21 protein-coding genes and 1 pseudogene are annotated in these 24,420 nt (G+C 71.2%); 14 read left to right on the top strand and 8 right to left on the bottom strand.

What is annotated here, in order from left to right; all coding sequences use genetic code 11:
* Positions 1-6: 6 nt before the first annotated feature.
* From ACFWVP_RS09345 to ACFWVP_RS09325, 5 genes are all read left to right on the top strand, one after another.
* Positions 7-849, top strand: coding sequence for a nitrilase-related carbon-nitrogen hydrolase (locus tag ACFWVP_RS09345; protein WP_384494995.1), 843 nt, complete (start codon positions 7-9; stop codon positions 847-849).
* A complete protein-coding gene (locus ACFWVP_RS09340; protein ID WP_384494993.1) occupies positions 846-2,129 on the top strand; it encodes an aspartate aminotransferase family protein in 1,284 nt (427 codons plus the stop codon). The genes ACFWVP_RS09345 and ACFWVP_RS09340 overlap by 4 nt, the downstream gene beginning before the upstream one ends.
* Positions 2,130-2,249: 120 nt before the next feature.
* On the top strand, positions 2,250-3,650 hold the full coding sequence (hydA, locus tag ACFWVP_RS09335) for a dihydropyrimidinase (RefSeq protein ID WP_384494991.1): 1,401 nt from the start codon (positions 2,250-2,252) through the stop codon (positions 3,648-3,650).
* Positions 3,651-3,661: 11 nt separating this feature from the next.
* Positions 3,662-4,663, top strand: coding sequence for a TIGR03842 family LLM class F420-dependent oxidoreductase (locus ACFWVP_RS09330; RefSeq protein WP_384494989.1), 1,002 nt, complete (start codon positions 3,662-3,664; stop codon positions 4,661-4,663).
* 95 nt (positions 4,664-4,758) lie between these two features.
* Positions 4,759-6,291 (top strand): NCS1 family nucleobase:cation symporter-1, encoded by a 1,533-nt coding sequence (locus ACFWVP_RS09325; RefSeq protein WP_384494987.1) that lies wholly within the window; start codon positions 4,759-4,761, stop codon positions 6,289-6,291.
* A gap of 111 nt (positions 6,292-6,402) precedes the next feature.
* Here the strand turns inward: ACFWVP_RS09325 and ACFWVP_RS09320 are convergent.
* Positions 6,403-7,170: pseudogene (locus tag ACFWVP_RS09320) on the bottom strand (hypothetical protein); the annotation flags it as partial.
* Between the two features lie 184 nt (positions 7,171-7,354).
* Between ACFWVP_RS09320 and ACFWVP_RS09315 the strand changes: the two are divergent.
* From ACFWVP_RS09315 to ACFWVP_RS09305, 3 genes are all read left to right on the top strand, one after another.
* Positions 7,355-7,711, top strand: a complete 357-nt coding sequence (locus ACFWVP_RS09315; RefSeq protein WP_384494985.1) for a hypothetical protein — start codon at positions 7,355-7,357, stop codon at positions 7,709-7,711.
* A 195-nt stretch (positions 7,712-7,906) separates the two neighbouring features.
* Positions 7,907-9,379, top strand: a complete 1,473-nt coding sequence (locus ACFWVP_RS09310; protein ID WP_384494983.1) for an amidase — start codon at positions 7,907-7,909, stop codon at positions 9,377-9,379.
* Between the two features lie 222 nt (positions 9,380-9,601).
* Positions 9,602-11,821, top strand: coding sequence for an NADP-dependent isocitrate dehydrogenase (locus ACFWVP_RS09305; protein ID WP_384494981.1), 2,220 nt, complete (start codon positions 9,602-9,604; stop codon positions 11,819-11,821).
* Positions 11,822-11,933: 112 nt separating this feature from the next.
* Here ACFWVP_RS09305 and ACFWVP_RS09300 read toward each other — a convergent pair whose 3' ends face one another.
* The gene (locus ACFWVP_RS09300; RefSeq protein ID WP_384495160.1) at positions 11,934-12,989 is read right to left on the bottom strand and encodes a biotin/lipoate A/B protein ligase family protein; all 1,056 of its coding nucleotides are present in this window, start codon (positions 12,987-12,989) and stop codon (positions 11,934-11,936) included.
* Between the two features lie 231 nt (positions 12,990-13,220).
* On the opposite strand from ACFWVP_RS09300, the gene ACFWVP_RS09295 reads away from it, so the two are divergent.
* The gene (locus tag ACFWVP_RS09295; protein ID WP_384494979.1) at positions 13,221-13,817 is read left to right on the top strand and encodes a hypothetical protein; all 597 of its coding nucleotides are present in this window, start codon (positions 13,221-13,223) and stop codon (positions 13,815-13,817) included.
* Positions 13,818-13,908: 91 nt separating this feature from the next.
* Here the strand turns inward: ACFWVP_RS09295 and ACFWVP_RS09290 are convergent, their stop codons facing one another.
* From ACFWVP_RS09290 to ACFWVP_RS09280, 3 genes are all read right to left on the bottom strand, one after another.
* Positions 13,909-14,454, bottom strand: coding sequence for a tellurite resistance TerB family protein (locus ACFWVP_RS09290; RefSeq protein ID WP_384494977.1), 546 nt, complete (start codon positions 14,452-14,454; stop codon positions 13,909-13,911).
* A gap of 440 nt (positions 14,455-14,894) precedes the next feature.
* Entirely contained in the window at positions 14,895-15,200 is a 306-nt protein-coding gene (locus ACFWVP_RS09285; RefSeq protein ID WP_384494975.1) for a hypothetical protein, read from the bottom strand.
* A 16-nt stretch (positions 15,201-15,216) separates the two neighbouring features.
* Entirely contained in the window at positions 15,217-16,173 is a 957-nt protein-coding gene (locus ACFWVP_RS09280; RefSeq protein ID WP_384494973.1) for an NAD-dependent protein deacetylase, read from the bottom strand.
* 814 nt (positions 16,174-16,987) lie between these two features.
* Between ACFWVP_RS09280 and ACFWVP_RS09275 the strand changes: the two genes are divergently transcribed.
* Positions 16,988-17,143, top strand: coding sequence for a DUF6131 family protein (locus tag ACFWVP_RS09275; protein ID WP_384494971.1), 156 nt, complete (start codon positions 16,988-16,990; stop codon positions 17,141-17,143).
* 238 nt (positions 17,144-17,381) lie between these two features.
* Here ACFWVP_RS09275 and ACFWVP_RS09270 read toward each other — a convergent pair whose 3' ends face one another.
* Positions 17,382-18,167 carry a hemolysin III family protein gene (locus tag ACFWVP_RS09270; RefSeq protein ID WP_384494969.1) on the bottom strand — a complete coding sequence of 262 codons (786 nt, stop codon included), beginning with the start codon at positions 18,165-18,167 and terminating at the stop codon, positions 17,382-17,384.
* Positions 18,168-18,395: 228 nt separating this feature from the next.
* Between ACFWVP_RS09270 and ACFWVP_RS09265 the strand changes: the two genes are divergently transcribed.
* A complete protein-coding gene (locus ACFWVP_RS09265) occupies positions 18,396-18,572 on the top strand; it encodes a DUF1206 domain-containing protein (RefSeq protein ID WP_384494967.1) in 177 nt (58 codons plus the stop codon).
* Between the two features lie 442 nt (positions 18,573-19,014).
* On the opposite strand, the gene ACFWVP_RS09260 is transcribed toward ACFWVP_RS09265, so the two are convergent.
* Together ACFWVP_RS09260 and ACFWVP_RS09255 are read right to left on the bottom strand one after the other, a co-directional pair.
* On the bottom strand, positions 19,015-20,349 hold the full coding sequence (locus tag ACFWVP_RS09260) for an MFS transporter (protein ID WP_384494965.1): 1,335 nt from the start codon (positions 20,347-20,349) through the stop codon (positions 19,015-19,017).
* Complete coding sequence (locus tag ACFWVP_RS09255; protein WP_384494963.1) at positions 20,349-21,578, bottom strand: M20 family metallopeptidase; 1,230 nt, start codon at positions 21,576-21,578, stop codon at positions 20,349-20,351. The genes ACFWVP_RS09260 and ACFWVP_RS09255 overlap by 1 nt, the downstream gene beginning before the upstream one ends.
* A gap of 552 nt (positions 21,579-22,130) precedes the next feature.
* On the opposite strand from ACFWVP_RS09255, the gene ACFWVP_RS09250 reads away from it, so the two are divergent.
* The 3 genes from ACFWVP_RS09250 to ACFWVP_RS09240 all read left to right on the top strand — a co-directional run bounded on the left by ACFWVP_RS09250 (position 22,131) and on the right by ACFWVP_RS09240 (position 24,407).
* A complete protein-coding gene (locus ACFWVP_RS09250) occupies positions 22,131-22,415 on the top strand; it encodes an acyl carrier protein (protein ID WP_384494961.1) in 285 nt (94 codons plus the stop codon).
* Positions 22,416-22,545: 130 nt separating this feature from the next.
* Positions 22,546-23,937, top strand: a complete 1,392-nt coding sequence (locus tag ACFWVP_RS09245) for an aminotransferase class III-fold pyridoxal phosphate-dependent enzyme (RefSeq protein ID WP_384494959.1) — start codon at positions 22,546-22,548, stop codon at positions 23,935-23,937.
* Entirely contained in the window at positions 23,934-24,407 is a 474-nt protein-coding gene (locus tag ACFWVP_RS09240; protein ID WP_384494957.1) for an acyl-CoA thioesterase, read from the top strand. The genes ACFWVP_RS09245 and ACFWVP_RS09240 overlap by 4 nt, the downstream gene beginning before the upstream one ends.
* Positions 24,408-24,420 lie beyond the last annotated feature (13 nt).

The raw sequence follows: 24,420 nt of genomic DNA, 5'->3' as shown, positions 1-24,420 counted from the left end.
CAGCTCATGTCCCCAGTCGTACGCGCCGCACTTGTCCAGGCGACCTGGACCGGCGACACCGAATCCATGATCGCCAAGCACGAGGAACACGCTCGCGAGGCAGCCCGGCAGGGCGCGCAGATCATCGGCTTCCAGGAGGTGTTCAACGCCCCCTACTTCTGCCAGGTGCAGGAGCCCGAGCACTACCGCTGGGCGGAGGCCGTCCCGGACGGGCCGACCGTCCGGCGGATGCGGGACCTGGCCCGCGAGACGGGCATGGTGATCGTCGTGCCGGTCTTCGAGCTGGAACAGTCCGGCTTCTACTACAACACCGCCGCGGTGATCGACGCCGACGGCTCGTACCTCGGCAAGTACCGCAAGCACCACATCCCGCAGGTCAAGGGCTTCTGGGAGAAGTACTACTTCAAGCCCGGGAACGCCGGTTGGCCGGTCTTCGACACCGCGGTCGGCAAGGTCGGCGTCTACATCTGCTACGACCGGCACTTCCCCGAAGGCTGGCGGCAACTGGGGCTCAACGGAGCGCAGTTGGTCTACAACCCGTCGGCCACCTCGCGCGGCCTCTCCAGTCACCTGTGGCAGCTGGAACAGCCCGCCTCCGCCGTCGCCAACGAGTACTTCATCGCCGCGATCAACCGCGTCGGCCAGGAGGAGTACGGCGACAACGACTTCTACGGCACGAGCTACTTCGTCGACCCCCGCGGCCAGTTCGTCGGTGAGGTCGCCGACGACAAGGAGGAGCAACTCCTCGTCCGCGACCTCGACTTCGGCCTGATCGAGGAGGTCCGCCAGCAGTGGGCTTTCTACCGGGACCGCCGGCCGGACGCGTACGACGGGCTGGTGGAGCCGTGACCGGACTGCACGAACGGCATCTGGCGGTCAGCCCCGACTGGCTGGCCCTCTACTACCGGCAGCCCCTCGAACTCACCCACGGCGAAGGGCGCCACGTCTGGGACGCGGACGGGAACCGCTACCTCGACTTCTTCGGCGGCATCCTCACCACCATGACCGCGCACGCCCTGCCCGAGGTGACCAAGGCCGTCGCCGAGCAGGCCGGCCGGATCATCCACTCCTCGACGCTCTACCTCAACCGGCCGATGGTCGAGCTGGCCGAGCGCGTCGCCACCCTCTCCGGCATCCCCGACGCCCGGGTCTTCTTCACCACCTCGGGCACCGAGGCCAACGACACCGCCCTGCTGCTCGCCACCGCCTACCGCCGGTCGAACCAGATCCTGGCGATGCGCAACAGCTACCACGGCAGATCGTTCTCGGCGGTGTCCGTCACCGGCAACCAGGCCTGGTCGCCCACCAGTCTGTCGCCCCTGCAGACGCTGTACGTCCACGGCGGGGTCCGCACCCGCGGACCGTACGCGGAGCTGAGCGACGACCGGTTCATCAAGGCGTGCGTGGCCGATCTGGAGGACCTGCTCGGCCACACCCGGGAAGCGGCCGCCCTGATCGCCGAGCCCGTCCAGGGCGTCGGCGGCTTCACCGCACCGCCCGACGGGCTGTACGCGGCCTTCCGTGAGGTCCTCGACCGGCACGGCGTCCTGTGGATCTCCGACGAGGTGCAGACCGGCTGGGGCAGGACCGGCGAGCACTTCTGGGGCTGGCAGGCGCATGCCGAGAACGGCCCGCCGGACATCCTTACCTTCGCCAAGGGCATCGGCAACGGCATGTCCATCGGCGGGGTCGTCGCCCGGGCCGAGGTCATGAACTGCCTGGACGCCAACTCCATCTCGACGTTCGGCGGTTCCCCGGTCACCATGGCCGCCGGGCTCGCCAATCTCTCGTACCTCCTGGAACACGACCTCCAGGGGAACGCGCGGCGGGTCGGCGGACTGCTCATCGAGCGGATCCGCGCGGTCGCCGCGGGCTCAGCGGCCGTGCGGGAGGTGCGCGGCCGGGGCCTCATGATCGGCATCGAGCTGGTGAGGCCCGGTACCGACGAGGCCGACCCGGAGGGCGCGGCGGCCGTGCTCGAAGCGGCCCGCGCGGGTGGACTCCTCATCGGGAAGGGCGGCGGTCACAGCACCAGCGTCCTGCGGATCGCACCTCCGCTCTCGCTGACCGTCGCCGAGGCCGAGGAAGGTGCGGAGATCCTGGCCGAGGCGCTGCGCGCGGCCGGCTGACCGCCCACACCGGGAGCGCCGCACCCCCGACCCGTCCTCACCGGGCCGACCGGTGCGCCGCGCCCGGGGACGTGCCGGAAACAGAGACGTCCGCCACCGCACCGCGAGGAGGAAAGGTACATGAGCCGCACCGTCATCCACGGCGGCCTCGTCATCACCGCGTCCGACGAGATCCACGCCGACGTACTCATCGAGGGGGGCCGTATCGCCGCCCTCGCCGCCCACGGCACCGACGCGGCCGCGAGCTGGACCGCCGACCGGAGGATCGACGCCACCGGGAAGTACGTCATCCCGGGAGGTGTCGACGCGCACACGCACATGGAGATGCCGTTCGGCGGGACCTTCGCCGCCGACACCTTCGAGACCGGCACCAGGGCAGCCGCCTGGGGCGGCACCACCACGATCGTCGACTTCGCCATCCAGAGCAAGGGCGGATCGCTGCGCGAGGGGCTCGACGCCTGGTTCGCGAAGGCGGACGGCAACTGCGCCGTCGACTACGCGTTCCACATGATCATGTCCGATGTGAACGAGTCCTCGCTCAAGGAGATGGACCTCCTGGTGGCGGAGGGGATCACCTCGTTCAAGCTGTTCATGGCCTACCCCGGCGTCTTCTACAGCGACGACGGCCAGATCCTGCGCGCCATGCAGCGGGCCTCCGGCAACGGCGGCCTGATCATGATGCACGCGGAGAACGGCATCGCCATCGACGTCCTCGTCGAGCAGGCCCTCGCCGAGGGCCGCACCGACCCGCGCCACCACGGCGACGTACGCAAGGTGGCGCTGGAGGCCGAGGCCACCCATCGCGCCATCCAGCTCGCCAGGGTCGCGGGTTCGCCCCTCTACGTCGTCCACGTCTCCGCCGACGAGGCCGTAGCCGAGCTCGCCGCCGCCCGTCACAAGGGACTCCCGGTCTTCGGTGAGACCTGCCCGCAGTACCTCTTCCTCTCCACGGACAATCTCGCCGAGCCCGACTTCGAGGGCGCGAAATACGTCTGTTCCACCCCGCTGCGCCCCAAGGAGCACCAGGACGCACTCTGGCGCGGGCTGCGGAACAACGAACTCCAGGTCGTCTCCACCGACCACTGCCCGTTCTGCTTCTCGGGGCAGAAGGAGATGGGCCGCGGCGACTTCTCGAAGATCCCCAACGGCATGCCCGGTGTGGAGAACCGGATGGACCTCCTCCACCAGGCCGTCGTCGACGGCCACATCTCCCGCCGCCGCTGGATCGAGATCGCCTGCGCCTCCCCGGCCCGGATGTTCGGGCTCTACCCGAAGAAGGGCACCATCGCGCCGGGAGCCGACGCCGATGTCGTCATCTACGACCCGCACGCCGAACAGACCATCTCGGCCGAGACCCACCACATGAACGTCGACTACTCGGCGTACGAGGGCAAGCGGCTCACCGGCCGGGTGGAGACCGTCCTCTCGCGCGGCGACGTGGTCATCGACGAACGGGAGTTCACCGGCCGGGCCGGTCACGGCATGTACACCCCGCGCGCCACCTGTCAGTACCTCGACTAGGAGCACCTGCCATGGACTTCGGACTCGTCCTCCAGACCGACCCGCCGGCCTCCGCCGTCGTCGGGCTCATGCGCCGCGCCGAGCGGAACGGCTTCCGCTACGGCTGGACCTTCGACTCGGCGGTGCTCTGGCAGGAGCCCTTCGTCATCTACAGCCGCATCCTCGAACACACCGAGCGGCTGATCGTGGGCCCGATGGTCACCAACCCCGGCACCCGCACCTGGGAGGTCACCGCCTCCACCTTCGCCACCCTCAACGAGATGTACGGCAACCGCACCGTCTGCGGGATCGGGCGCGGCGACTCGGCGATGCGGGTGGCCGGCCGCAAGCCCAACACCCTGGCCAGACTGGGCGAGGCCATCGACGTGATCCGCGACCTCGCCGAGGGGCGCGAGGCCACCGTAGACGGGCAGCAGGTCCGGATCCCGTGGGTGAAGGACGGCCGGCTCCCGGTCTGGATGGGCGCGTACGGGCCCAAGGCACTGGCCCTGGCCGGGCAGAAGGCCGACGGGTTCATCCTGCAGCTCGCCGACCCCTACCTCACCGAATGGATGGTCAAGGCGGTGCGCGACGCGGCGTCCGACGCCGGCCGCGACCCGGACTCCGTCACCATCTGCGTCGCCGCGCCCGCCTACGTCGGAGACGACCTGGACCACGCCCGCGAGCAGTGCCGCTGGTTCGGCGGCATGGTCGGCAACCACGTCGCCGACCTCGTCTCCCGGTACGGGGAGCACTCGGGGCTCGTGCCCGAAGCCCTCACCGCGTACATCGCCGGCCGGTCCGGATACGACTACAGCCACCACGGCCGCACCGGGAACCCGGACACGGCCTTCGTCCCCGACGAGATCGTCGACCGGTTCTGCCTGCTGGGACCGGCCGAGGCCCACATCGAGAAGCTGCAGGCCCTGCGTGACCTGGGCGTCGACCAGTTCGCCGTATACAACATGCACGACGCGCGGGAGGCGACCATCGACGCCTACGGCTCGACGATCATTCCCGCGCTCTCCGCCTGACCCGCGAGCCCGTCCGCGAGCTCTCCACCGAGAGGCCGCACCCCCAGCCCCCGCGCCCCGCACGGCACCGTTCCCGAGCGAAGGGTCCCGCAGCCATGACCGCCACCGTCCCACCTGTCCCACCGTCCGGACCCGGAGAGCGGATACCCGACCCCTCCGGCCGGATCGAACTCGCCCCGGGCACCGTCCCCGACGATCCCCGCTTCGCCAACGACGACCTGCTGCCGGTCCCGCTCGAACGGCGCCGCTGGACGACGTACAACTTCGCCGCCCTGTGGATCGGGATGGCGCACAACATCCCGTCCTGGCTGCTGGCCTCCGGGCTCGTCGCGCTCGGCATGGACTGGAAGCAGGCCGTCCTCACGATCGCGCTGGCCAACCTGATCGTGCTCGCCCCGATGCTGCTCACCGGGCACGCCGGACCCAAGTACGGAATCCCCTTCCCGGTCCTGGCCCGCGCCTCCTTCGGGCTGCGCGGTGCCAATCTGCCCGCGATGATCCGGGCGGCGGTCGCCTGCGCCTGGTTCGGGATCCAGACCTGGATCGGCGGCGTCGGCATCTTCACGCTGCTCGGCAAGATCTTCGGCGGCTGGGCACGGGCCGACGAGATCGGCGGACAGCCCTGGACGCTCTGGCTCTGCTTCGTCCTCTTCTGGGCGCTCGAACTCGCCATCATCTACCGGGGCATGGACACCCTGCGGCGCTTCGAGAACTGGGCGGCGCCGTTCGTCCTCGTCGGCGCGGTGGTGCTGCTGGTCTGGGTCGCGGTCAAGGCCGGCGGCTTCGGCCCGCTCCTGGACCAGCCGTCCGCACTGGGCTGGGGCGCCGACTTCTGGCCGGTCTTCTTCCCCTCCCTGATGGGCATGATCGCCTTCTGGGCCACCCTGTCGCTGAACATCCCCGACTTCACCCGCTTCGGCGCCGGCCAACGCGCCCAGATCTGGGGCCAGTCGCTCGGACTCCCGACCACGATGACGTTCTTCGCCCTGCTCTCCGTCTTCGTGACCTCCGGTTCGCAGGCCGTGTACGGGGAGGCCATCTGGGACCCGGTGCAGCTCGTCGCCAAGACCGACAACGCCTTCGGGCTCCTCTTCGGGCTGATCACCGTGCTCATCGCGACGATCTCCGTCAACATCGCGGCGAACGTCGTGTCCCCGGCGTACGACCTGGCGAACCTGGCGCCCAGGTTCATCAACTTCCGTACGGGTGCGCTGATCACGGGTGTCGTCGGCGTCCTGATCATGCCGTGGAAGCTCACCGAGACCCCCGAGCTGTACATCTTCACGTGGCTCGGTCTGGTGGGCGGGCTGCTCGGTACGGTCGCGGGCATCCTGATCGCCGACTACTGGATCATCCGCCGCACCGTGCTCGACCTGGCCGACCTCTACCGGCCCGGCGGCCGCTACTGGTACACCAACGGCTGGAACCTGCGGGCCGTGGCGGCCTTCGCGGCCGGTGGCGTCCTCGCGATCGGCGGCTCCCACTCGTCCCCCGGCAAGGGACCCTTCCCGGCGGACGGGATCGTCCCCTTCCTCAAGCCGCTCGCCGACTACGGCTGGGCGGTGGGCCTGGCCTCGTCGCTGCTGCTGTACACGCTGCTCAGCCGGGGCTCCCGGGTCCGCGTCTGACCCGGGGACCGCGGTCCGGGGCGGCCTCCGACCCGGGGCCCCGCGGCCCGCCGTTCCTCTCGCGCCGGACGGGTGGGCGGGGGGGGGTTGGCGGTGCCCGGCAGCGGGGGGGGGGGGCCGCGGGCGCCCCAGCAGGGCGCTGACGTCCACCGTGTCCTGCGGCGACGGCGTGGCCGTGGGCACCGGAGTGTCGAAGCGGGAGAGGTCCACGGCCGCGTCCGCCGTCTCGCTCTTCACCGTGATCCGCACCGGGTGGTGCTTGCCCTCGGTGGCCACGTACACCGTCAGCCGGTCGTCCTTCCTGTCGCCTTCCCCGCTCCTGGTGACGGGGATCGCGCGGGTGCCGTCCACGGTGGAAGGCGTTCCCCTGGTGAGCGTTCCCCCCGCGGTGTCGGCGTTGTCGGTGACCAGCTCCCGGAACGTGTCGAGGTCGCAGGCCTCCACCACCGGCCGCAGCCTGGAGTCCGAGGCCTCGCCCTTCATGTAGCGCCCGGCCAGGATCGCCTCGAACGTGGTGCCGCCCACCGGGACCTGGTTCTCCCAGAAGTCCGCGTCCGGCTTCACCCACACCTCGTCGCCCCGCTTCACGATCTCGACCTGGCCCTTGCCGTCACCCAGGTCGATGCCGCCCACGCAGTTGCCGTTCCGGTCCAGGACGAGGTCGATCGTCATCGGGGGCCGCCCCTCACCCAGGTCGCCCTCCGCGCGGAGGTGCAGCGACTCGGCGTCGAGCAGCGCGTCACGGGACCGGTCGGCGATCTGCTGGGCGGGGAGCGACTCGATGTCGTCCTCCGCACGGGCCACCGCGCCGCTCGTCACGGAGAGTACGACCGCCACGGCGCAGGCGGCGGCACGGGCGGCGATGCGCTGTACGGTCACGGCGCCTCCTCGGAAACAGCCCTTCCCGAGCCTTCTCGCATGTGTGTTTCCCCGATCGAGCGTACGCCCGCGGCCCTGCGCACGCGCGGCGGACCGTGTGCACGGAGTGTGAGGTTCGGCGCTGTTTTCGGCTACGGAACGTGGGGGAGGGTCGCCGTGACGATCAAGGAATCGAAGGAGAGTCATGAAGAAGCTGTCCAAGGGGAACGCCGTCCGCACCCTCGTGCGCGGTGCCGCCGTTCTGGGGCTGACCCTCGCGGCGGCCGTGCCGGTGACCGCAGCGGTGGCCGTGGCGCCGGCTGCCGTAGCGCCCGGCCTGTCCTGCGACACCGGGAAGCACGCGGTCGACGACCACACCGGATACGCCCTCTGCCGCAACAACGGGTCCGTACCCCGGACCTTCTGGGTCCACCTGGTCTGCGGCTGGTCCCCGGACGTGGACGGCGAGCACGTCACCCTCGGCCCGGGGCAGTCCGGGCAGTCGACCGCCCACTGCGCCGGTCTCGGCACCGGGATCGGCGAGATCCACGTAAGGCCGTAGGGCCCCGCCCCGCGACAGGCCCTAGGCCCCGGACCGACGCGGGCGGGCGTCCGCGCCGTTCGGCCGCGGCGGCGCGGACGGCAGCATGCTTGAGCGGACCACCCCGCTTCGTTACTCTCCAGTAGGTCCCGCTCGGGCGGCCCCGGGGCGGACCCGGGACACCGGTGCTCCGGCGGACGCGAGGAGGCTGCAGCGATGTCCTCAGCAGAACCGACGGAGCGACCGAGCAGGCCCGACAAGGTGTCCGAACAGCCGGGACTCGTGGACAGCGCACAGCGGTTGGCCGACGGCCGGACGACCTCGCTGGCGCTCGTCGCCGCCGCGCTGGCCCGCATCGAATCCGGCCGCGACACCTTCAACGCCTTCCGCCACCTGCGGGCCGAGGCCGCACTCGCCGAGGCCGCCGACGCCGACCGGCGGCTCGCCTCGGGGGAGCGGCTGCCACTGCTCGGGGTACCGGTCGCCGTCAAGGACGACACCGACGTCGCCGGCATGCCCACCTACTTCGGCTGCGACGGCGAACTGCCGCCCGCCACCGCCGACAGCGAGGCGGTCCGACGGCTGCGCGCCGCGGGAGCCGTCGTCGTCGGCAAGACCAACTCCTGCGAGCTGGGCCAGTGGGCCTTCACCGAGGGGCCCGCCTTCGGCGTCACCCGCAATCCGTGGAACACCGCCCACACGCCCGGCGGTTCGTCCGGCGGATCCGCCGCGGCCGTCGCCGCCGGCCTCGTACCGGCCGCACTCGGCTCGGACGGCGCGGGATCCATCCGCATCCCCGCGGCCTGGACCCACCTCGTCGGCATCAAGCCGCAGCGCGGCCGGATCTCCGTCCACCCCAACACCGACGCCTTCCAGGGCCTCACCGTGAACGGCCCCCTCGCCCGTACGGTCGCCGACGCGGCCCTGCTCCTGGACGCCGCCGCGGGACCGCACCCCGGTGACCCGCACCGGCCGCCCGCCGTCGACGCGTCCGCCGCGGCCCGCCGCGACCCCGGCAGGCTGCGGATCGGCCTCGCCCTGGAGCCCCCGCTCACCCTCACCAGGAACGCGCCGCACCCCGAGGTGGTGCGTGCCGTCACCGCACTCGCCGAAACCCTCGCGCGCCTGGGCCACCACGTGGAGGAGGCCCGCCCCCGCTACGGACTGATCGGCCTCTCCTTCGTCCCCCGCGCCACCGCCGGGATCGCCGAACTCGCCGCGCGGCACCCCGATCCCACGCTCCTGGACCCGCGTACCCGCAGCGCCCTGCGCACCGGAACCCGCCTCGGCGGCCGGGTGGTCCGCGCGGCCAGGGCCCGCGAGGTACGCCAGCACCGCAGGCTCGGCGCCTTCTTCGAGACAGCGGGGACCGGCAGCGGATACGACGTGCTCCTCACCCCGACCACCGCCGCTCCGCCGCCCCGGGTCGGCGCCTTCGACCGGCTGAGCGCCTGGCGCACCGACCTCGCGATGACCGCGGCCTGCCCGTACGCCTGGCCCTGGAACGTCCTCGGCTGGCCCGGCGTCAACGTCCCCGCGGGCTTCACCCACGACGGCCTGCCCCTCGGCGCCCAACTCCTGGGCCCCTCCCGCAGTGAGGAACGCCTCATCTCGCTCGCCGCCCAGCTGGAATCCGACCGGCGCTGGTACGAGCACCGCCCGCCCGCCCCCGGGACGTCACAGCGCTGACCTCCTCCCGCAGGCCGGCCGCGACCCGCCCCGCGGCGCGGATCGCGCCGAAGGCCACCAGCCGGACCGGACGGTGATCCGCGAACGGCGGCACCCGCCGGGCCTCACCGTCCGCGTGTGACGGAATCCGCCCGAGAACGGGGGCGGGCCCCTGTGGAGAGGGGGGCGGCCACGAGATATCTTGATGTCAAGCAATGTTGCAGACGTGGAGCGGAGCACCCGGTGACTGACTCGACCATCATCTATACGCACACCGACGAGGCCCCTGCCCTGGCGACGTACTCGTTCCTGCCGGTCGTCGAGGCCTACGCCTCGACCGCGGGGGTCACGGTGGAGAGCCGCGACATCTCCCTGGCCGGCCGGATCATCGCCGCCTTCCCGGAGCGCCTCGAGGCCGGCCAGCGTATCGATGACGCACTCGCCGAGCTCGGCGAGCTGGCCAAGGCTCCCGGCGCCAACATCATCAAGCTGCCGAACGTCTCGGCGTCGATCCCGCAGCTCAAGGCCGCGGTCGCCGAGCTGCAGGCGCAGGGCTACGCACTGCCGGACTACCCGGACGACCCCAAGAGCGACGAGGACAAGGACGTCCGCGCCCGCTACGACAAGATCAAGGGCAGCGCGGTCAACCCGGTCCTGCGCGAGGGCAACTCCGACCGCCGCGCCCCCGCCTCGGTCAAGAACTACGCCAAGACGCACCCGCACCGCATGGGCGCCTGGTCGGCCGACTCCAGGACGAACGTCGCCACCATGGGCGTCGACGACTTCCGGTCCACCGAGAAGTCCGCCGTCATCGCCGAGCCCGGCACCCTGCGCATCGAGCTCGTCGGCGACGACGGCACCACCACCGTGCTGCGCGAGTCCGTACCCGTCCTGGCGGGCGAGGTCGTCGACGCCGCCGTGATGCGGGTGGCCGCGCTCCGTGAATTCTTCACCGCGCAGATCGCCCGGGCCAAGGCCGAGGGCGTGCTGTTCTCGGTGCACCTCAAGGCCACCATGATGAAGGTCTCCGACCCGATCATCTTCGGCCACGTGGTCCGCGCGTTCTTCCCGAAGACCTTCGCCCGGTACGGCGAGACGCTCGCCGCGGCCGGCCTCACCCCGAACGACGGGCTCGGCGGCATCCTCAAGGGACTCGAGGAGCTGCCCGAGGGCGCGAAGATCAAGGCGTCCTTCGAGGCCGAGATCGCCGAGGGCCCCGGGCTCGCGATGGTCGACTCCGACAAGGGCATCACCAACCTGCACGTCCCCAGCGACGTCATCGTCGACGCCTCCATGCCGGCCATGATCCGCACCTCCGGCCACATGTGGGGCCCGGACGGCCAGGAGGCCGACACCATCGCCGTCCTGCCGGACAGCAGCTACGCGGGTGTCTACCAGGTCGTCATCGACGACTGCCGTGCGAACGGCGCCTTCGACCCGTCCACGATGGGCTCGGTGCCCAACGTCGGCCTCATGGCGCAGAAGGCCGAGGAGTACGGCAGCCACGACAAGACCTTCGAGATCCCCACCACGGGCACCGTGCGGGTCGTCGACGCCGCCGGTGACGCCGTGCTGGAGCAGGCCGTGGGCGCCGGTGACATCTTCCGGATGTGCCAGACCAAGGACCTGCCGATCCAGGACTGGGTCAAGCTCGCCGTCACCCGCGCCCGCGCGACCGGCAACCCGGCCGTCTTCTGGCTCGACGAGGACCGCGCGCACGACGCCAAGCTCATCGAGAAGGTCCGCACCTACCTCGCGGACCACGACACCGACGGTCTGCGGATCGAGATCAAGACGCCCCAGGAGGCCACCGCCTTCTCCCTGGAGCGCATCCGTCGCGGCGAGGACACCATCTCCGTCACCGGCAACGTGCTGCGTGACTACCTGACGGACCTGTTCCCGATCCTCGAGCTCGGCACCAGCGCGAAGATGCTCTCCGTCGTCCCGCTGATGAACGGCGGCGGCCTGTTCGAGACGGGCGCCGGCGGTTCCGCGCCGAAGCACGTCCAGCAGCTCGTCAAGGAGGACTACCTGCGCTGGGACAGCCTGGGTGAGTTCCTCGCCCTGGCGGTCAGCTTCGAGCACCTCGCGCAAACCACGTCCAACGCCCGTGCACAGGTCCTCGCGGACACGCTGGACCGTGCCACCGCCACGTTCCTCAACGAGGACAAGTCGCCCAGCCGCAAGCTCGGCGGCATCGACAACCGTGGCAGCCACTTCTACCTGGCGCTCTACTGGGCCCAGGAGCTGGCGGGGCAGACCGAGGACGCCAAGCTCGCCGAGGCGTTCGCGCCGCTCGCCCGGACGCTGGCCGAGCAGGAGGAGACCATCGTCGGCGAGCTGATCGCCGTCCAGGGCAAGCCCGTCGACATCGGCGGCTACTACCAGCCCGACCCGGCGAAGGCCGCCGCCGTCATGCGCCCGTCGGCGACCTTCAACAAGGCCATCGCGACGCTGGGCTGATCCCCCGGCGCCGGGCCGGATCCCGGTGCGCCGCCCCGCGACGCAGCACCCCGCACCACCGGCCGCCCCGGCAGGCACCCGCCTGCCGGGGCGGCTCGCGTGCGCCCCGCCCCTACGGCACGCGGGCCGTCCACTGCGCGGTGCCGAACTTGGTCCGTACGAGATCCTCGGCCCGCGCCAGCTCGTCGGGGGTCACGGCGCCCTGCGTCAGGCCGTGCCGGTTGCGGAACGAGTCGATCATGTTGGCGATGACGATCTCGCGGGGCAGCCCGGTCTGCCGACGCAGGGGATCGACACGCTTCTTCGCCGACTTGGTGCCCTTGTCCGACAGCTTCTCCTTGCCGATCCGGAGCACCTCCAGCATCTTGTCGGCGTCGATGTCGTACGACATGGTCACGTGGTGCAGCACGGCGCCCTGCCCGCCCGCCAGCCGCTTCTGCGCGGCCCCCGCGATCTTGCCCGCGTCCGTGGCGATGTCGTTCAGCGGCTGGTACCAGGCCTTGATGCCCATGTCGGCCAGGGCCCCGAGCACCCAGTCGTCGAGGTAGGCGTAACTGTCGGCGAAGGAGAGCCCCGAGACGAGCGAGTCCGGCACCGAGAGCGAGTACGTGATGGTGTTCCCCGGCTCCACGAACATGGCGCCGCCGCCCGAGATGCGTCTGACCACCTCGACGCCGAGACGCTCCGCGGCCGGGCCGTCGACCTCGTTGCGCAGCGACTGGAAGCTCCCGATGATCACGGCCGGGGAGGCCCACTCCCAGACCCGCAGCGTGGGCGGCCTGCGTCCGGCGGCGACCTCGGCGGTGACGACCTCGTCCAGCGCCATGTGCAGGGCGGGGGACTGCGGCGCGTCGTGGATCAGCTGCCAGTCGTAGTCGCTCCACTCGGTGGCCTGCGCCAGAGCCCGCCGTACGGCGACGGCGACGCCCTCCGCGGTCAGCCCCAGCATCACGGTCGACTCCGGCAGAGCCGCGTCGATCCGGGCTGCGAGGCCCGCCGTGTCGGTGTGGGCGGGGGCGCCCTCCAGCGCGGCGTCGATGGCGAGGATGGCCTCGTCGGGCTCCAGGAAGAAGTCCCCGGCCACGCGTACGCCGCGCAGGGCGCCGCCCTCCACGTCCAGGTCGACCACCACGAGCTTGCCGCCGGGGACCTTGTACTCTCCGTGCACCGCCATGCCTCCGCATCCGCCGGCCCGTCTTCGCGAATCGGCTCCGATCAGGCACAACTCTGCCGAATGCCGGTTTAATCCGCGCCGGTGCCCAGATCGCCCGAAGACCGCGGCTCAGGTGTGCGGAGTGCGCGGTGCGGCGAGGGAGGCCGGGGGCAAGCCCGGGACGTCCCGCCGGAGATGAGTACCCGCGCCGACGCCCGTACCCGGAACGGGTGGCAGACTCCGCGCATGCCCAAGCCATTCGGACGATCAGCCGCGGCAGCCGCTCTCCTGCTGATCGGCGTCACCGCCTGCGGGACCGAGCGGAGCGGCGACGCGCGGTCGGCGCCGCAGTCCTCCGTCACCCCGCAGACTTCCTTCGCTCCCCGGCCGACCTGCGCGCAGCCTCCTGAGGGGGCGCCCGCGCAGCCGCCGTCCTCCCCCGCTCCGGGTGCCGTTCCCGATGCCGACGGCACCCGGCAGGGCGAACCCGGTGACGGCGCACCCCACTACGAGGAGAACCACGCGTACCGCATGCAAGCCCCCTTGACCGAGGAGAAGCGTGTGCGGGGAGAGGCCTCGGCCCGGCTCATCCGCGAGGAGCTGGAGAACGTCCGCGAGGAGGGGGACTTCGGCGATGCCCGGATCGCGGCGGCACTGAAGCGCCTGGGGTGCGGCAAGGAGCACGGCGTCTACATCTGGTCCGGGTTCTACAGCGTCCACACGGGAGTCACCTGCGTGTCCGGGCATGTGACCGAGGACGAGCTGACCGGCGAGGTGCACGGCGCCTACGCCGAACCGCAGCCCGGCACAGGCCCCTGCGTCGAGAACCGGGGAGGCCACTGAGCCACCGGACCGTTCCGGGCCGGCGGACCCGTCGTGTCGGACCGCGTCCGACGGGTGCCGCCGCCCCGGGAACCGGTGCGGGGGAGGGGTCTCAGAGCTGGAACTCGGCGGGGGACAGCCCCAGCGCCGTGCACACCTCCCGCAGCACCATGTGTTCGGCGTGGGAGAAGTCGCCGTCGGCACCGGCGACGACGATGCCCGTCTGGATCACGGCCCGTGCCTCGGTCGGCTTCTTGGCCGTCTTGACGATCTCCTGCAGCGCGTCCGCCTTGCCCTGCTGGAAGTTGAGGGCCAACTGGTCCACATGCTTGTTGAATCGCGTGCGCAGCTGCTCCGGCGGGAAGTTCTGCAGGACGTCGTTGCCCAGGATCATCGACTCCACGTGCTGCCGCTCGGCCGGGTCCACATGACCGTCCGCGGCGGCGACCAGCGCGCACACCGCCATGCTCGCGTCCCGGTAGGCACCGCTCTTCAGCTCGGTCTTGAGGGAGGTCAGCTGTGATTTCAGCGTGCTGACCAGCTGGGCACGTGAACCACCGCCGGACCCTGTCCCGCCGCTCCGTCCGCCGGACGGGCGCCCTCCCTGGGACTGCTGCAGATTCTTGGCCTGGTCCTTGAGCTTGTCCCACACTGCCATTGACGTCACCTCGGTCTGATTCTGACTTGTCGGTCGCGAGCCGTGTGCTCACTCGGACCAACGGCCGATCCCGGGTAAAGGTTCCGCAAAGTGACCCGTTCGATTCGCCCTGCCGCCAGGGCAGCCGCCGCACGGCCTCCTCACAGCCGCCCCTCGGCGGCCGCAGGGCGTCGGACAAGGGCTTCACGCCCCGTGGGGCCGTCAGATCACCGTCGACGACCGGTATCTCGGCAACGGAGACCCCGGTCGTCGTCCTGGCCCAGCGACCCGGCACCTGCAACGCGTCGTACATCCCGCTCCGGGAGACCGCGGCCCGTACCGGCGCGAGCCTCACCCGGGACGACGCCGGCTGAACGGTCAGGCGGCCACCGTGGCGGGCGGTCCGGCGCGTCCCGAACGCCCGGTCGCGTCGGGCGGCGGCCCGTCCCCGCCGCGATACGTCAGCTGTACGCCGACAGAAGCCAGGCCATCAGCACCGCCGTGAGGCCGACCTGCGCGGCGGCGGCGGCCCGGAACCGGCCCCATGCCAAACCCAGCGCCACCGCCAGAAGAGCGCTGCCGGACCCCGCGATCTCCCACACCGGCAGGGTCGGCTGCTCGCCGTTCTTCGTGGCGGCCCAGCCACCGATGCCGACCGCCAGCCAGGCATAGCCGGCCGGAAGGACGTTGAACGGCAGCACCGCGAGGAAGATGCCGAGATTGGCCAGGGCACTGCGTGGCTCACGGCCGGGGCGGTCCTGATTCATCCTCCGACCCTGCCCGTCACCCGGCCCGGTCGGATGAGTACGCGTACCTACGACTCCTGAGCACCTTCACCCGGTCCTGCCGCCCCGCTGTCGACGGGGGGACGCCCAGCCGGCCGGCCACCGCGGTCAGGGCCGCTCCCAGCGGGAGAGCGACGCGGGTGACGGCGTGCCGGTCGCCCCGGGTCGGGGCCAGGTTGACGATCAGCACCGGCTTTCCGTCCTGGGCCGCCTGGCGGACGAACCGGAGTCCGGACATCACCGTCAGTGAGGAGCCCAGGACCAGCAGCGAAGCCGCCCCACGCACCAACTCGCGGCAGTGCTCGACCCGCTGAGGGGGCACGGACTCGCCGAAGAACACCACGTCCGGCTTGAGGATGCCGCCGCAGACCGTGCAGGGCATCACGCGGAAGTCCCCGACCTGCTCGTCGGTCAGATCGGCGTCGCCGTCCGGATTGACAGCGGAGGGCACCGGTGCGAAGCCCGGGTTGGCCTCCTCCAGCCGCCGGGCGAGCTCACCACGCGCGCTGAAGGCGCCGCAGGAGAGGCAGACGACCCGGTCCAGGCTTCCGTGGAGCTCCACGACGCCCTGGCTGCCGGCGGCCTGGTGCAGACCGTCGACGTTCTGGGTGATCACTCCCGAGAGCAGGCCCTGCCGCCCGAACGCGGCCACGGCCCGGTGTCCGGCGTTGGAGCGCGCCCGGCCGAACGTGCGTCGGCCCAGGTGGCTGCGCGCCCAGTACCTGCGCCGAGCCTGTGCGCCGGCGATGAAGTCCTGGTAGGTCATCGGGGTGTGCCGGCCCAGGCTCCCGTCCTCACTCCGGTAGTCGGGGATGCCCGACTCCGTGGAGATGCCCGCCCCACTGAGCACCAGCACACCGCCGGCGCCGAGCACGTCGGCGACCGGCCCCGGATCCGTGGTGCCCGGCGACAGGTCCTCGGGAGGGGTCCAGCTCAGGGTGGGGCGCATCCGCATGTCCCCAGGGTACGGAACCGGATCGGCCGGCAGGTGTCCTCAGCCCCTCGGGCGGGTGCCGGCCGCGTGTCCCGGGCCGACCGGAGGCGCCGCCACCATGCCCGAGCCGCCCAGGCAGCGATGACCGTCGGTAAGCCGCACACCAGACATGATGTTTTTCGCCGCGAGGGTTCGAGTGTTCCCACCGAAGACCGGGATCAGGTCCTACGGCGTCGGTAGTACGCATACGTGAGAATCAGCAGCAGTGGCCCCCACAGGCTCATCAGCCCGCTCATCGCCATCGCGAGGACATCCCAGCCCTCGTCGTACGGCCAGGCCGCCCTGCCGACGGTTGCGGCCTCGTGCGGCCAGTGGATGCCGAGCGCAGTGAAGAGGAGGCCGCCCAAGGTCGCGGGGACGATCGCGTTGGCCGGAACTCGTCACGCCGCAACCCGCGTGGCCTTACTGGACGGCGAGCGCGGCCCGAAGCCGTCTGCACGCACGTACCGGATGTGTGGGCTTCGGGCGGATGAGCCGAGCCGCTGACGAAAAGGTCCCGCACGGCACTCGGCGGGCCTCGACCATCTCCCGGCGGAGGTCAGCCTCCGGGAAGGCCGCCACCGCGCCCATCGGGTCGACCGAGAACTCCCCGCCATGTCCAGGGACCAGGTCCCGCCCGACGGCTCCCGGTCGCCGCGGCCGTCCCGTCGCACCGGACAGGTGTGCCGATCGGACGGCTTCTGTTCATGCCCCCGGAAGGACAGGAGCCCGACAGGCCGCCTCGGCGGGTTGCGCCTACCCTGGAATCGAGGTAACTGCGAGGCCGGAGGTCACCATGATCATTCTTGGGGTCATTCTGCTCGTCATCGGGTTCTTGGCCGGCATTTCCATCCTGTGGACGATCGGCATCGTCCTGGTCGTGATCGGCGTCATCCTGTGGATCCTCGGGGGGGTCGGTCACGCGGTCGGTGGACGCCGTCATTACTGGTAGGCGGCTCGGCCCCGAGCCGACGCGGCCTTCGTGATCGAGTCTTCACCAGGCCGCCCTGCCGCTTCTCGCCGTCGCCGTGCCGTACCTGCTGGTGCGTTCGATACTGCGCTCGCGCCGAGGCGAGCCGCCCGCCGCGTCCTGACGGCGGAGGGCCGGCCTCGTGCGGCCCTCCGGACGGTCGGCGAGCGCCGAGGCCCGCACCCCGACCGCCCAGCGAGCGGTCGAGGTGCCTCGCCGCTCAGCGAGCGGCGAGAAAGATGGCGATGTAGTGGGCGGTGAAGGCTGCCACGGTCAGTGCGTGGAAGACCTCGTGGAAGCCGAACCATCGGGGTGAGGGGTTGGGGCGCTGCAAGGCGTAGACGACCGCGCCCGCGCTGTAGAGAAGCCCGCCGGCCACGATCAGGTAGAGCACCGCCACCCCGCCACGGTGAAGGAAGTCGGGCAGGTATCGCACGGGCGCCCAGCCCAGAGCCAGGTAGCAGGGGGTGTACAGCCAGCGGGGAGCTCCGACCCACAGGACACGGAAGGCGATACCGACCAGCGCGCCCGTCCAGACGATCCACAGCAGGACCGACCACTGGTCGCGGGAGAGCAGGAGCACGGCGAGCGGGGTGCACGTGCCGGCGATGATCAGGAAGATGTTGGCGTGGTCGAGGCGGCGCAGAACGGCCTCACCGAGTGGTCCCCAGGTGCCGAGGTGGTAGACGGCGCTCGTCCCGAACAGGAGCCAGGCCGTGACGGAGTACACGGTGCAGGCCAGCACGGCCTGCGGCGTCCCTGCCAGGCAGATGAGGACGATGCCCGCTGCCAGCGAAGCGGGGACCATGCCGGCGTGAAGCCAACCGCGCAGCCTCGGCTTGACGGGTTCCACCAGAGCGGCTGCCCGCTCGACGAGGTCGGCCACCGGGCGGGAGTCCTCGACGGCCCCGTCTCGTCGCGATCCCGGAGAAGGGCCGGCCGAGTCGCGCGCCTGGGCCGCCGGTGGGGAGGAGACACCGCGGGCTTCGGCGTCGTCTCGGGACACTGTTTCTCCTCCTGAATCGGACTGCTGGATATCACGGGCAACCATGTGCCCATGCTAGGAACCTGACCGCGACGGGAGCCCAGGAGGTCCCCTTCCTCGCACGTGGTCGGTTCAGTCACCTTACGATTTCGGTCCCGGCTGCCCGGCGACGACTGACGCCGTGGGAGTCGCGGATCCGGCGGGCCGCCGAGCGCCGTCGGTGTTGCTCGGACCGACCGGTCCGGCGCGGTGGGGACCCTCGGCGAGCAGCCGTTCGGTCAGGCCCTGGTGTGGGTGATGGTGGTGGGGCCGACGGCGATGGCGCTGTGGCGGCCGGCCGGGGCGGCGTTCGGACAGACGGTGCGGGCGGCGACAGGAGGAGCCGGTGTCGGGGCCCTTCGGGGCCGGCGGTGTGCTACGCCGTGACCTGTGGCGGCGTGGGGCAGACGGCGCTCCGCCGGGGGCCGCTCCGGTGACGAGACGTCGAAGGAGTACACCACCAGGGTGCCGGACCGGCGGGGCGGCCGGGTGATCGTCGGCGTCGGTGATACCGGTGCGCAGCCTGACGCGGAGGTTCGAGAAGGATCTCCGGACGGAAGAGATGCGCCCGGCGACGCGGCGGGGCGTCGCGATACCAGGCATGGTCGTGCGGCGTGGTCGCGGCCGGGGCCGGTGTCCTCGTCCCGTGACGTGCCTGGCCCACGCGGCAGTCGTCTGTCGTCCCTGCTGTCACCCTGACGAACGGGCCCCCAACTTCGCGTAGGCGCCGGCACGATGAGCGTCCCGGCCGATGGGCGGGGGCGCGCTGTCGCGGCGGACCTCGCGCTCTTCGCCCTCGGAGGAGATGGGCCGACTGCCGCCGGGTAGGTCACGGAGCCCGGTCTTCGTGTTCTCGTACCGCTTCAGGGTGCGGGGCGCCGTCCTGAGGTGGGCGTCGGGCAGGAGGGCCGGTGGCAAGCGCGAGCACAGTCGTGGTGACGAAGGCACCGGCGATCACGTAGTAGGCGGGGGCGAGGTCGTCGCCGGTGCGGGAGGCGAGGAAGGCGACGACGAACGGTGCGGTGCCGCCGAAGGCCGCGGTGGCGATGTTGTAGCCCAGGGACAGCGCACTCTGCCGTACCTGCGCGGGAAACAGCTCCGCCAGCGCGGCCGGCGCCGGACCGGAGAAGACCGCGAGGACGCCCGCGAAGACCACCTGCCCGAGCAGCAGGCTGCCGTACGTGCCCTGGGCCATCAGCCAGTAGACGGGGTACGCCACCAGGGCGAGCGCCACGGTGGAGCCCAGCATGAGAGGTCTCCACCCGATCCGGTCGGAGAGCGCCCCGGTGACGGGCAGGAGCAGGAGGTGCACGACCATGGCGATCAGGTTGCAGGCGAGCGCTGTGGACAGCGGCACCCCCAGGGTCCCCGCCGTGAAGCTGGGCATGCCGATCAGGGCGTAGTACGCGATCGTCCACGCGACGACTATTCCGATGACCAGGAGCACGGTGCGGGTGTGCTTCGTGAAGGCTTCCCTGAGCGGAGCGCGCACCACCGACCGGCCCCGCGCCAGGCTCCGGAAGGCGGGGGTGTCCTCCATCCGCAGGCGCAGATGGAGACCGACCAGAGCGCCGAGCGCGCCGATGAGATACGGCACCCGCCAGCCGTAGGAGTCGAGCGCCGACCGCGTGAAGGCCGCCGTGACCAGCGTGCTCAACGCGATTCCGCAGACGAAGCCGAGGATGGTGGCGAACTGGTGGAGGCTGCCGTACAGGCCTTTTCGGCCATCAGGTGCGTACTCGACGAGGAAGGCCGTACCCCCTCCCCATTCGCCGCCGGCCGCCAGCCCCTGGACCATGCGAGCGAGCACCAGCAACACCGGTGCGAGCATTCCCGCCTGGGCGTAGGTGGGCAGTACCGCGATGGCCAGGGTGGCCACCGCCATCAGGATGATGGAGGCGGAAAGGGCGTTGCGCCGTCCGAACCTGTCGCCGTAGTGGCCGAACACGGCGCCGCCGACGGGACGCAGAACGAAGCCCACGGCGAAGATGGCGAGGGTGTTCAGGAGCGCGTTGGCGGGATCGCCCGCCGGGAAGAACAGCCGGGCCATGACGGTGGCCATATAGGCGTACACCGCGAAGTCGTACCACTCGACCAGGGCGCCCACGGAGCCCGCCAGAACGACCTTGCGGAGGTTTTCGGGAGGTGCCTCCTCCTGCGGCATCACGGCGTTCGAACCGCTTCGGGCGGGAGGCCCGGCATCGTGAGGGCGGCGCGCAGGTACACGGCCGTCGCGGTGACCATGTCGTCGACCGCCACCCACTCGTCGAGGCTGTGTGCCTGGGCGAGCGACCCGGGTCCGAAGAGCAGGACGGGCGAACCGAAATACGCCGCGTCCGAGCTGGCGGGGAACCCGTGGGGGGTCGTGTCCGGAATCCGCACCTCCGTGGCGGCGGCACGGACCACCTCCGCCAAGACGTGATCGCCGGGAAGTTCGTACGGCTCGACGGTCCACCAGGCGTCACCGAGACTCCAGCTCAGCCGGTCATCCGGTGTGCCGAGCAGCTCGGTGATCTCCGCCCGTACGACGGCCGGGGTCTCACCCGGCAGCAGCCGCCGGCTGAAGCCGACCCGGCACCGGGAGGGCACGATATTGGGCTTCACGCCGCCCTCGATGACTCCGACGTTGACCGTGGGGTGCCCGAGCAACGGGTGATGGTGGCGCTCGAGTCGCTGTGCGTAGCGGGGGAAGGCCCCCAGGAGCTCCGCCGCCGCGAGGACGGCGTTGGCCCCGTGGTGGGGCACGCTGCTGTGGGTGGCCCTGCCCGTGACGGTCAGGTCGTAGGCGGCGAGTCCTTTGGTGGCGTGGCAGATCTTCAGTTCGGTCGGCTCGCCGATGATGACGCCGTCCACGCGCGGACCGGACCGGCCCAAGGCCTTCGCGCCCTCCTGGCGGTACTCCTCGTCACCGACTCCGGCGATCAACAGCTCGCCGTTCGGGGGCACCCCCTGCTCGGCCAGTACCTCCGCGACTTCGAGGTAGCAGGCCAGTGCGGCCTTCATGTCGCACGCACCGCGCCCGTACACCCTGCCGTCGCGCACGGTGCCGGAGAGGGCCTCGGGATAACCGGTCGTCTCGACCGTGTCCATGTGACCGGCCAGCATCAGTGATCGGCCGTGCCCCGTGGCGCGGGCCCGGGGTGCACGGGCGACGAAGTTGTACCGCCCGGGGGCGAACTTTGTGGCCCTGCACGCCCACCCGAGCTTTTCGAGCCGGCCGCCGAGGTAGTCGGCCATCTTCCGCTCTCCGGCCTCGCCGTCCGGCGGCGCGCCGAAGGGGTTGACGCTCGGCAGCCCGATGAGGTCGACCAGCGTCGCCGCCAGCCGGTCGCGGTCGATCCTGGCGATGTGGCGTGCCGCGTCGTCCGCGCGGTCCGCGTCCGGTGTGTCCAAGTGAACCTCTCGGTCGTTCGGCGCGCGCCGTCACAGGGCGCGGCAGTCGTCACCAGGGTTGCCAAAGTGAACTTCCCTTGCATAGAAGGGAGTTGAGTGGACGTCAGCAGCAGAACAAGCCGTGCGCGGCCCGGTCTGCGCCGGACGGTTTCCAAGGGTGCCCGGTGGCCAGGGGCGCCGCAAGACGGCCGGGGGAGCGTCCCGTGGACCGGGTGGCGAGAACCCGACACCCCCGACGGAAGATTTCTTGACGACCCCGTTCCGTGCCCCACCTGCGGAGTGACGGCTTCGGCGGCGGATGCGCGGCCGGCCGCAAGGTGGTGAATGCCGCCAACTTCTCCGGGGCGCTTGTGGCGATCATGTCGGACATCGTTGAATCTCGTTCGTTCCTTCCGTCCACGAATCCTTGTCGCCCACGGCGTTGCCCGACGCCGCATGCCGCGGCCCGGGCGCCGGAGACCGACCGGTCACTGCACAGCAGCCGGTCCTTCGTCCCACCGTCAACCGCACCGCCCGGCCGTCCTGGTCAGGGCCGTCGAAGAGGAGATCCGAGTGAACGCAACGAACGTGGCACAGACCGTGAAGGGACTGCTTTCCTCCGAGCTCATGGTGGAGGTCCCGGTCGGCCGGATGGACGCGGACGACAGCCTGCGGGACGTCTACGGGCTCGACTCGCTCGGCTTCGTGGAACTGCGTGTGATGTGCGAGGAGAACTTCGGCATCACCATCTCGGAGGACGACTTCTCGCCCCAGCACTTCGCCACCCTCGGCACGGTCGTCAGTCTCGTGGAGCGGCTGCTGAAGGAGCAGGAGAACACTGCCCAGCCCGCCGGCTGACGGTTGCCCCCGCCCATCGGTTCGGCACCGGCCCGGCTCCACCGGGCGGCGCCGTGGGGGCGTCCCCGCCTCCGCCGTACACATACACGGAAACGATCAACTCATCGCATCGCCAGGGACGGAGACACCGTTGTCCACGCCAGTCGGCACCCGGCTCACCGAGTCCGAACTCGACCAGCTCCAGCGAAGTCAGTCCATGCACTACAACCACTACGGCCGCCCGCCCCTGCCGTTCGCCTGCCTGGGCGCCCGGGGCATCGAGCTGGAGGCGGTCGAGCTCGCCGGGCCCCGACGCGGTGAACCCTTCACCCTCTTCGACGCGAGCGGCGGCTACGGGAGCGCCTGCCTGGGCGCCGGCCACGACCGTGTGCGGCGTTCCCTGCAGCGGGCCGTCACCGACACCGGGTACGTGACGGACGAGATCGCGTCCCGCGAACGGGCGGCCCTGCTGGACCGGCTGTTCGGGGCCGAGGGACTGTGGACGGACCACTTCCCCGGCGACGCCTACCACGTCGCGGGCCGCAACTCCGGCTCCGAGGGACTGGAACTGGCGCTCCGGCTGGTCCTCGAATCGCGGTTCGACCCCAGGCGTCTGCGCCACCGCCCCGGGCGCGAGAAGCGGGACACCATCCTGGCGTTCGAGGGCGCCTGGCACGGCTGGACCCACGGCCTGCTGCCGTTCCTCAACCGCCGGCACTACCGGGTGGGTCTGCCGGGCCCCGTCGCGGACCACGACTACGGATTGCGAGTGGAGCACATCCCGTTCGGCGACGAGGGTGCGCTGGGGGAGTACTTCGCCGCCAACTCCGAGCGGCTGCTCGCCGTCTTCGTCGAGCCCGTCCAGGGGGACGCCGGAATCCTGCTGCCCCCGCCCGGGTACCTGCGCCGCCTGTCGGGAATGTGCGGGGACAACGACACCTGGCTGGTCGCCGACGAGGTGCTGACCTTCGCGAAGACCGGCCGCTGGTTCGGCATGCACGACGCGGAGGGACCGGTCCCCACCGACATCACGGTGATCGGCAAGAGCCTGGGAATGGGCGCGCTGTCGACCTCCATGGTCATCGCCCGCCGTGAGCTGCGGGCCCGTGCCACCGGCACCATCTCCACGTCCGACCTGCGCCCGCTGACCTGTGCCGTGATGCACGACGGCATCGACCACCTGGTGAGCGAGGGGCTGCTCAAGCACTCCACGGAACTGGGCGCACGGCTGGCTGACCGGCTGCAGTCCGGGCTCGTCGAGCGCTTCCCCGAGATGTACACGCACACGCGGGGCCTCGGCGTCATGCACGGGGTGGAGTTGTCCGAGACCGCGTCTGCCCAACTGGACCTCCTGCGCTCCCACCTGATCTCGGCCGGGGTGTACGTCGAGTTCATGGCCGGTGCCGGAAAGCGCTCGCACGGTCTGCGCTACGTGTACCCGACGATGCGGATCGCTCCGCCGCTGATCACCAGCGAGGCGCAGGCGGACGAGATCGTCGACCGGCTGGGCGAGGGCACCCGGCGTTTCCAGGAGACGCTGTGACCTCGGCGGACGCCCCGGCCACCGTCGTCGGTACGGTACGGCGCCGGATCGAGCACGTCGACACCGACGCCTCCGGGGTCGTCCACTTCTCCCGGTACGTCTCCCTCCTGGAGACCTTCGTACTCGACCACTTCGAGGAACACGGCGCAGGGCTGGCCCGTATCGCCGAACTCGGCGCCGACCTCGCCGTCACCGAGCTCACGGTGCGCTACCGCAGGCCGGGTGCCTACCGGGACCCGATCGCCGGAGAGGTCGTCGTGGAGCACGTGGGGGCCGCCCGCATCCGGGTGGCCGCCAGTCTGCTGCGCGAGGAGACGGACGGTACACGCACCGAACTCGCCTCCGGAATCCTCACCTTCGCAGCCGTCCACCCGACGGCCGGCGGCCCGGTGCCGCTGCCTCCGGCTGTCCGTCACACTCTGAAAGGGATCGTCTCCGATGCAGCTCGACACGACATCGCAGCCCACTGAACGTACGGCAGCG

The sequence above is a fragment of the Streptomyces sp. NPDC058637 genome (genome assembly GCF_042717325.1).
Classification (GTDB): domain Bacteria; phylum Actinomycetota; class Actinomycetes; order Streptomycetales; family Streptomycetaceae; genus Streptomyces.
The sequence above is the reverse complement of the archived record's forward strand: the minus strand, read 5'-3'. Positions and strand labels throughout refer to the sequence as shown.